Source organism: Larkinella sp. (assembly GCF_965227735.1).
Taxonomy (GTDB): Bacteria; Bacteroidota; Bacteroidia; order Cytophagales; family Spirosomataceae; genus Larkinella.
This window is the reverse complement of record NZ_OZ245776.1, coordinates 3,829,849-3,837,500: the sequence shown is the minus strand read 5'-3', so window position 1 is coordinate 3,837,500 and position 7,652 is coordinate 3,829,849. Positions and strand designations below refer to the sequence as shown.

The window sequence follows — 7,652 nt, the reverse complement described above, 5'->3', positions numbered from 1 at the left end:
GAAGTTTGATCGACCAGTTCGATGGTTTGTTCAAAATTATCGGGATGATAGAGATAGATGGTCAAAACCGGGCCGAATATTTCCTCACACATCGTTACATACAGCGGATTGGCCGCAACCAACACCGTTGGTTCCACAAAATACCCGTCGGTTTTGTCCACATTTCCTCCCGCAATGATTTCGACGGTCGGATCAGCTTTCGCATCAGAGATGTATTTGCTGATTTTATCGAAGGATTTTTCGTCAATGACGGCGTTGACGAAATTCCCGAAATCTTCGACACTCCCCATTTTAATGGCCTGCAAATCGGCGACGATGTACGCCCGGATCTGTTCCCAAAGGGTTGACGGAATGTACGCCCGGGATGCCGCCGAGCATTTCTGCCCCTGGTATTCAAAGGCTCCGCGAACCAGGCCGGTAGCAGCGGCTTTCGGATCGGCCGACTCATGAACCAATACGAAGTCTTTTCCGCCGGTTTCGCCCACAATGCGCGGATAGGATTTGTACCGATGGATGTTCTCGCCAATCGTTTTCCAGATCTGCTGAAAAACACCGGTGCTACCGGTAAAATGTATTCCCGCAAAATCCGGGTGTTTGAAAATCACTTCCCCCGCCAATGGCCCATCCACGTAAATCAAATTAATGACACCATCGGGCAAGCCGGCTTCTTTCAGCACTTCCATGATGACCTGTGCCGAATAGATTTGCTGGTAAGCCGGTTTCCAAACCACCGTATTTCCCAACAAAGCGGGCGCGGTGGGCAGATTGCCGGCAATAGCGGTGAAGTTGAACGGCGTCAGGGCAAAGACGAAGCCTTCCAGCGGACGGTATTCCAGACGGTTCCAGACACCAGCCGACGATTTGGGCTGCTGGCTGTAGATTTCCGTGGCATAATGCACATTAAATCGCAGAAAATCAATCAGTTCGCAGGCCGAATCAATTTCGGCCTGATAAGCATTCTTGGACTGACCCAACATCGTTGCTGCATTGATTTTGTAGCGATACGGTCCAGCCAGCAGTTCAGCGGCTTTCAGAAAAATGCTGGCGCGGTGTTCCCACGACAGATTCGCCCACTCCTCTTTCGCATTCAGTGCCGCCGTTATGGCCTGTTCAACATGCGATTGATCTCCTTCATGAAAATGCGCCAGAATCTGGTGGCGGTTATGCGGAGCAACTAATTCCTTCTGAACATCGGTCCGAACTTCGTCTGCACCGATGTACATCGGAATATCAACGGTTTTCGAAGAAGCCTCGGCGAGGGCGGCTTTTAACTTTGCGCGCTCGTCGGAACCGGGACGATACTCTTTAACCGGCTCATTTTGTGGAATCGGAACCTGAAAAAAGCCTACTGACATACGTTTGTTGATTTTTGAAGCTGCTAATCTAGATAATTGAATGTAACCGATTTAGGTTCCCACTGGTTTATACCACAGTTTTTGTCATTTGTCGATTTAATTGTTCGCTTAACGGTTTGGGGTTTCGTAACTTGCGGCAATTTTTTAGCTCCTTACCATGAAGTTTTACAGTACAAATAATCCTTCTGTCCGGGTTTCGATGGAAGAAGCGTTGCTCCGAAGTTTGCCAGCAGACCGGGGCCTCTATATGCCGGAAACGATCCCAGCGATGGGCGCGGATTTTTTCAATTCCATTTCCGGCGGCTCACTGGCCGATATTGGCTTTCAAATCAGCTCGGCGCTTTTTAAAGACGCTATTCCATCCGCTCAACTGGAAGAACTGGTTCACCACGCTTTTCCTTTCGATACGCCGGTGGTGGCGCTCGAAGACGGAAAAACGCACGTTCTGGAGTTGTTCCATGGGCCTTCGCTGGCTTTTAAAGACGTGGGCGCCCGCTATATGGCGGCCATGATGGGCTATTATCTGGAGAAATCGAACCGGGAAGTGCATATCCTGGTCGCTACGTCCGGTGATACGGGTGGCGCCGTGGCCATGGGCTTTCTGGGTGTTCCAGGTATCAAGGTGACGATATTGTATCCCACCGGTCGGGTCAGTGAGTTGCAGGAAAAGCAATTGACGACCCTGGGTCAAAACATTACGGCCATTGAAGTAGACGGTTCATTTGATGACTGCCAAGCACTGGTAAAAACCGCCTTTACCGATTCTGAATTGAATCAGCAGTTTAGCCTGGCGTCGGCCAATTCCATTAATATCTTCCGTCTGATCCCACAAAGCTTTTACTACGTCCGGGCCTACGGACAAGTGAAGCATCTGGGAAAACCGGTGGTTTTCTCGACGCCCAGCGGCAATTTCGGCAATCTCAGTGCGGGGGCGTTAGCCTACAAAATGGGCCTGCCCGTTCAACAGTTCATTGCGTCGACGAACCTGAACTATGTGGTTCCGAAGTATTTGGAAACGGGCGTATACGAGCCAAAACCGTCTGTCGAAACGATTTCAAACGCGATGGATGTCGGAAGTCCAAGCAATTTTGTGCGGTTGGCTCACTTGTTCGATGATAATTTTGAAACGTTGAAGCACGTTTTGTCCGGATATTTTTTCGATGATGAACAGACCAAACAAGCGATGTCGGCTGTTTATCAACAATTCAACTACATGATGTGCCCACACACGGCAGTGGGTTACCTCGGTTTGCAACGTTATCAACAAACCAACCCGGATGTGTGTGGAATAACGCTGGCTACAGCTCATCCGGCCAAGTTTAAAGAACTGGTCGAGTCAGTTATCCACACGCCTGTGGATATTCCGGCAGCTTTGGAAGAACTCATGAACCGACCGAAAAGCAGTTTTAAAATGAAGGCTGATTTTGCGGAGTTTAAAGATTTTCTTTTGCAAACCGCCTGAACATCAAAAAGACCCGCCGAGAAGCGGGTCTTTTTGATTAATTGATGGTATCTCCCCGCAAGGACCGAAACCGCTTTCGGGCGTCGGCTCCGAAAATACTCCCCGGATACTTCTGCAAAAGCTGGTTGTAGAGTTCCATCGCTTTGGGTTTATCCTGCTTGTTCTCCTCGTACGTTTTGGCCGTTAGAAACAGCGCATCGTCGCCCAGCACGTCTTCTCCGTAATTGGCCGAGATTTTTTCCAGATCCTGCAAAGCTTCATCGATCTTATTCTGTTTGATCAGCGTATTGGCCCGCAGCCACAAAATGTTGTCGGCCAGACTGTGATCTTTGTATTTGGCATACAATTGATTGAGTTCCAGCGCGGCCGAATCGACTTTGTTCTGGAACAACATCAGCTCAATGGAAGCGTATTCTTTCATGGCGGTTTCGTTGCTATCCGAATCCATGCCGGTGTTGTCCATAATGAGCAAACTCAGCGCCCCGGCGTCGTTGGCAATTTCCCGGCTTGTGGCTTGTTTCAGAATGTCTAACACATCTTTCGACAGCTCAAATTCGCCTTTGTAATAATGCAACCGGGCATTCCGCAGTTTGGCTTCGTAGCCCAGCAACTCTTCTTTTTGCGATTTTTCAACCTGCGAATACAGCAACGTGGCTTCCCAGGGTTCGCCTTTCAGGAGGTAGATATCGCCCATGTCCAGTTTGCACCGGTCGATAAACCCTTTTTCGTTTTTGCTGATTTCGGTGGCCAGTTGCAGAATCGTTAAAGCCGTGTCTTTTTCATCGAGGTAAAACGCGTACAGGCTGGCGGTGCTTCGGAGGGCTTCCAGCGTCCGGTTATTTTTGCCCAGTTCCTGAAACATCTTCTGATAATCGGCAATGAGCTTCCTGATTTCCAGGTTATCTACCGGATAGGTGTTCTTCACCTGCTCCTCCCGGGCCTTGATCACCAGCCGCCTGGCGAACGGATAGAGCTGCCCCTGGGGATATTCCTTCGCTACGTACTCAAACATGGCCGCTGCGTTCTTATAATCCTTGTTCTGGAGTGCAACCGCTCCCAGGTCATAAACGCGAACACCGGTCAATTTTAAGCGTTTGTCGAGGGCGCGTTCCTGAATGAATGCTTTATAAAACTCCTTCTTCTGCGTTAGGTACCAGACGAGCATCTCGGTATAAAACATCTCGTTCGGATTTTCCTGCACTTTCTTGTACAGAACCGTCTCCAGCATCTTCTGATCAGCGTCTTTCAGGTTGTCCTGCAAAATGGCCTGCACATTGTCACGATTGCCCGGGATGAGTCCCCAGTGCAGCAATTCGTCGATCATGTTTTCCTTTTGCCCGACGGCACCATACAGGCGCGCCAGTTCGCCGGCATAAGCCAGCGGTTCCCGACTTTGCTCGCGCCCCTTCTTCAACACTTTGATGGCCCAGGTCTGTTTGCTTTGCTCGGTAAAATCCTGAGCCAGTTCCGGCAAACCGTTAATTGCATTTCCTGCAACGGCGATAGCTTTGTTAAAGTAAACATCTGCTTTAGCTGAATCACTCCGGCTCTCTTCGAGAATGCCGGCCTGCAGAAGCACATACGGATTTTTGTCGTCCGACTTCACCAGCTTCCTGATCAACTTCTCCGCTTCCGGTATTTTATTCAACTTGACCGAGCTCTCCACATAGCGGCTGATGATTTGCTTGCTGGCTCCGGGCTTCATCAATTTCTGGTAGATCGTGTGCGCTTTTTCGAATTCACCTTTTTTGAAATACTCGTCTGCCAGGTCCGCTCCTTCCTGCGCAAATCCATTCAATGAGCCCACCAACAGTAGCATCATCAAGAGTCCTACTATCTTCTTCATTTTCTTTTTTTATTAATTAAAGAATAAAAGGATTTAAAGGATTGTTGCCTGTGGATATGTGGACAACTTCTTTATACACATTTCTTCTGGAATACTGTGGATAATAAAAATGACTTATCCACAACGTTAACATATTTATCCACATTGAAATTATTGATTTTCAATAGGTTATTTATTTATCAACATTCTTGTCCTGGAATAAACCGCCCTTTTAGACACATTTCCACAAGATACACTATAAACATTTCCACATGTTGATGAAGGTAAGAATAAGTTGTGGAAAATAGCAGAGTTATACACGATCCACACTTTACTTTTTTCTTATCCACAGCCGGAACCCGTTTGTCCACAGCAATTTTTGTACCCCGTCACATTTTATCCACACCCTTTATCCACTTTTCCACGTACTTTTCCACCGATAACTTGTGTTTTTTTAATTTCACATTGACCTTTCAAAAGGCGTCTATATCCGCATTAACGTCGAAGTTCTGCTTGATGGGTATGATGCCTTTGTTGTTGGTGAAGAAAAAGATGGGTTCAGGAAAGCGGTTTTCGGTCACGTTTCCACTGTCCCACCGGCCGTTTCCGTTTTCATCGATGATGATACGGAGCCGGTAGCGGCCCGGTTTTATGTTAACGAATCGATAGGTCGGGTTGTTTAGTTGCTTCTCGACCAGCTTGAAATTCTCATCCAGTAATTCCACAATAAACTGCTTTGCCGAGGTATTTGCCCGCCCCGTCAGGACGCCATATTTCTCGGGATCACGGATGGTATAATTTAATTCCGTGCGTGCCGTCGAGTCAGTAAGGGCACTGATAAATGCTCCTCTTCCCAACCGGAAAATGAGGTTGTTCCGGGCGGTGGTCGACTTGGTCAGCACAAAACGGGTTTGATTATTCTCCCATCGGTAATCCTGCTGGGTCAGTGGAATGCGGTTTGTACTGTCACTATAGAGCATCAACGAATCCGGGGTGATCTGTTTCATCGGTTTTGAAAACTCCAGCTCCAGTTTCAGATCGCGGTCGCTATCTCCGTTGTCGGCTGGCTTGGCCGTAATCGTTACCGGCTCCGGTGTTTCACGGCGCGTGGAGGTCCGGAACTTGAATTTCTGGGTAAGCTCCGTCGTGTTTTTTAGGGAATCCGTTACTGTAATCTTCACCCGAATCGTGTCTGATGTTGCCTTCGCATTGAAGAAGGTCAGCTCCGTCGGTGTTCTGAAATACGAGGGAATGCTGTCCTCCGGATTGTTAAAACGGATGGAATACTTTTCAATTCCCCGGTCAAATACATACGTGTAGGTGTTGACCATTTGCTGGGTTCGGACCGATCGCGGAGGGGTGTTGTAAAACGAAAATAACTGCAAATTCAGGGTGTCATTATTCGCCGTCAGGTCAAGATCACCTTTCAGAAAAGCCACTTTTTCCGTGTTTGGATTCAGGATAAAATTCAGGTTTTTATCGTCAAACGCGAATAATTTATAGCGACCGTCTTTCACGTTTTCCAACAAAAACACCCCGGCTGTATCGGTGCGCGTGAAGTAATACGGTTTGCTTTTGGTGGGGGTCAGCGTATCATTCGGAATATAGAGGCCCACCAATGTATTCAAGGTAGGCTGGCCAGTCTGGATGTCGGTCACCTTCCCTCCTACCCTGAGCGAATCGATGGTGCTGCCTGTACTGAAGACCAATTTGAGGCTCAGCGCCGGGTTGTTTTCGGTCACGTCTTTTACGGCATCCGTGAAATTGAAGGTGTATGTCGTGCTATCTTTGAACGGTTTGTCGAACGAAAGCCGTAGGCTCGTCGGTTTAATTTTAACTTTAAAAGGAGCTTCCGGTTCCGGCGTGATCAGGATTTTCTGGTTGGCATTCTCCACCCGGATGTATTCGTTAAAGAAAACCTCGACGGTTTTTCCTTTGAAATTCTTCTGCTTGTTGATGGGTGTGCTGACCACCAGCACGGGTGCCAGGGTGTCCTTTTTGCCCCCAATCGGCGCGGCATATTGGGAACAGGAATTCAGAAAAACGACGATAATGGCGAAGAGAGCGAGTGCTTGTTTCATTTTAGGCAATAAAAAACCCTGAACAGTTTCCTGATCAGGGCATGAGAAATGATTGATTATTGGGCCTGAGCGACGTAAATCAAGCTTGAATAATTTCCTCCATCCTGATAGGCTGACCAATTAGAACGAATTCCATTCCAAAAACTTTCAAGATAAGCCGGCTTTCCGTCCCGGTTTTTCGTACTGAGCATGTTCACATAGAACGCATCAAATACCATCGGTCGCTGTTCTTTCAGTTCAAAACCGTATCGTTTCAGCAACGTTTTCATGGTGTCGGGCGAAAAGTGGTAGAGGTGCCGGGGTACATCATAAGCCGCCCAGAATTGTTTGTAATGCCGGGCATCCCACGAGTGGTAGTTTGGAACGGCAATCACCAGATACCCTTTCGGGCGACTGTGACTCCGTATCCATTCCAGGGTTTCCTGCAATTCATGAACGTGTTCCAACACGTGCCACATCGTAATCACATCAAATGGCTCCTTAGTCTCAAGCTCAAAAATGGATTTTCCAAGCTCCGCTTTAGTCCGTTCTGCGGCTTGCTGTCGCGTGTTGACATCCGGTTCGGTACCCCTGATTTTCCAGCCCGCTTCCTGACTGGCTGCCAGAAAATAGCCGGAGCCGCAGCCGATGTCCAGCAACTGGCCTTTCCTTGGAGACAGCCCCGTAATCAGCTTTACCTTCTGCTGAACGGTTATTTTTCGTACCGTATGGTAGAGCTGACTAACGATTCCTTTTCGCGTATCACTGTGCGAAATGTATTCTTCCGATTGGTAATACTGCCCGATTTCTGCTTCTACCGGCCGTGGATTTGTCGCCTTAAAACCGCATTTTTCACAAAGCTGGATGGTAAATTCGTTCTTTGAAACCAGAAAATCCGTACAAGTCATCCAGTTGGAAAAGGACTGATTTCCGCAAACCGGGCATTCTAC

General features: G+C 48.1%; 5 protein-coding genes (1 of these 5 running past the window's edge). 1 reads left to right on the top strand and 4 read right to left on the bottom strand.

Going from position 1 to position 7,652, the window contains the following annotated elements; translation table 11 throughout:
• A protein-coding gene (gene pruA, locus ACO064_RS14900; protein ID WP_421828066.1) for an L-glutamate gamma-semialdehyde dehydrogenase crosses the window boundary here: on the bottom strand, positions 1-1,355 show its 5' portion. The gene continues 277 nt to the left of window position 1, outside the view; 1,355 of the gene's 1,632 nt are visible here — the first part of the coding sequence; the start codon lies at positions 1,353-1,355; the stop codon falls past the left edge of the window.
• A 157-nt stretch (positions 1,356-1,512) separates the two neighbouring features.
• On the opposite strand from pruA, the gene thrC reads away from it, so the two are divergent.
• Positions 1,513-2,817 carry a threonine synthase gene (gene thrC, locus ACO064_RS14895; RefSeq protein WP_421828064.1) on the top strand — a complete coding sequence of 435 codons (1,305 nt, stop codon included), beginning with the start codon at positions 1,513-1,515 and terminating at the stop codon, positions 2,815-2,817.
• Between the two features lie 37 nt (positions 2,818-2,854).
• Here thrC and ACO064_RS14890 read toward each other — a convergent pair whose 3' ends face one another.
• The 3 genes from ACO064_RS14890 to ACO064_RS14880 form a co-directional block, all read right to left on the bottom strand.
• A complete protein-coding gene (locus ACO064_RS14890) occupies positions 2,855-4,663 on the bottom strand; it encodes a tetratricopeptide repeat protein (protein WP_421828063.1) in 1,809 nt (602 codons plus the stop codon).
• Positions 4,664-5,115: 452 nt separating this feature from the next.
• Entirely contained in the window at positions 5,116-6,723 is a 1,608-nt protein-coding gene (locus ACO064_RS14885; protein ID WP_421828062.1) for an Ig-like domain-containing domain, read from the bottom strand.
• A gap of 56 nt (positions 6,724-6,779) precedes the next feature.
• A complete protein-coding gene (locus ACO064_RS14880; RefSeq protein WP_421828061.1) occupies positions 6,780-7,610 on the bottom strand; it encodes a class I SAM-dependent methyltransferase in 831 nt (276 codons plus the stop codon).
• Positions 7,611-7,652: the final 42 nt, after the last annotated feature.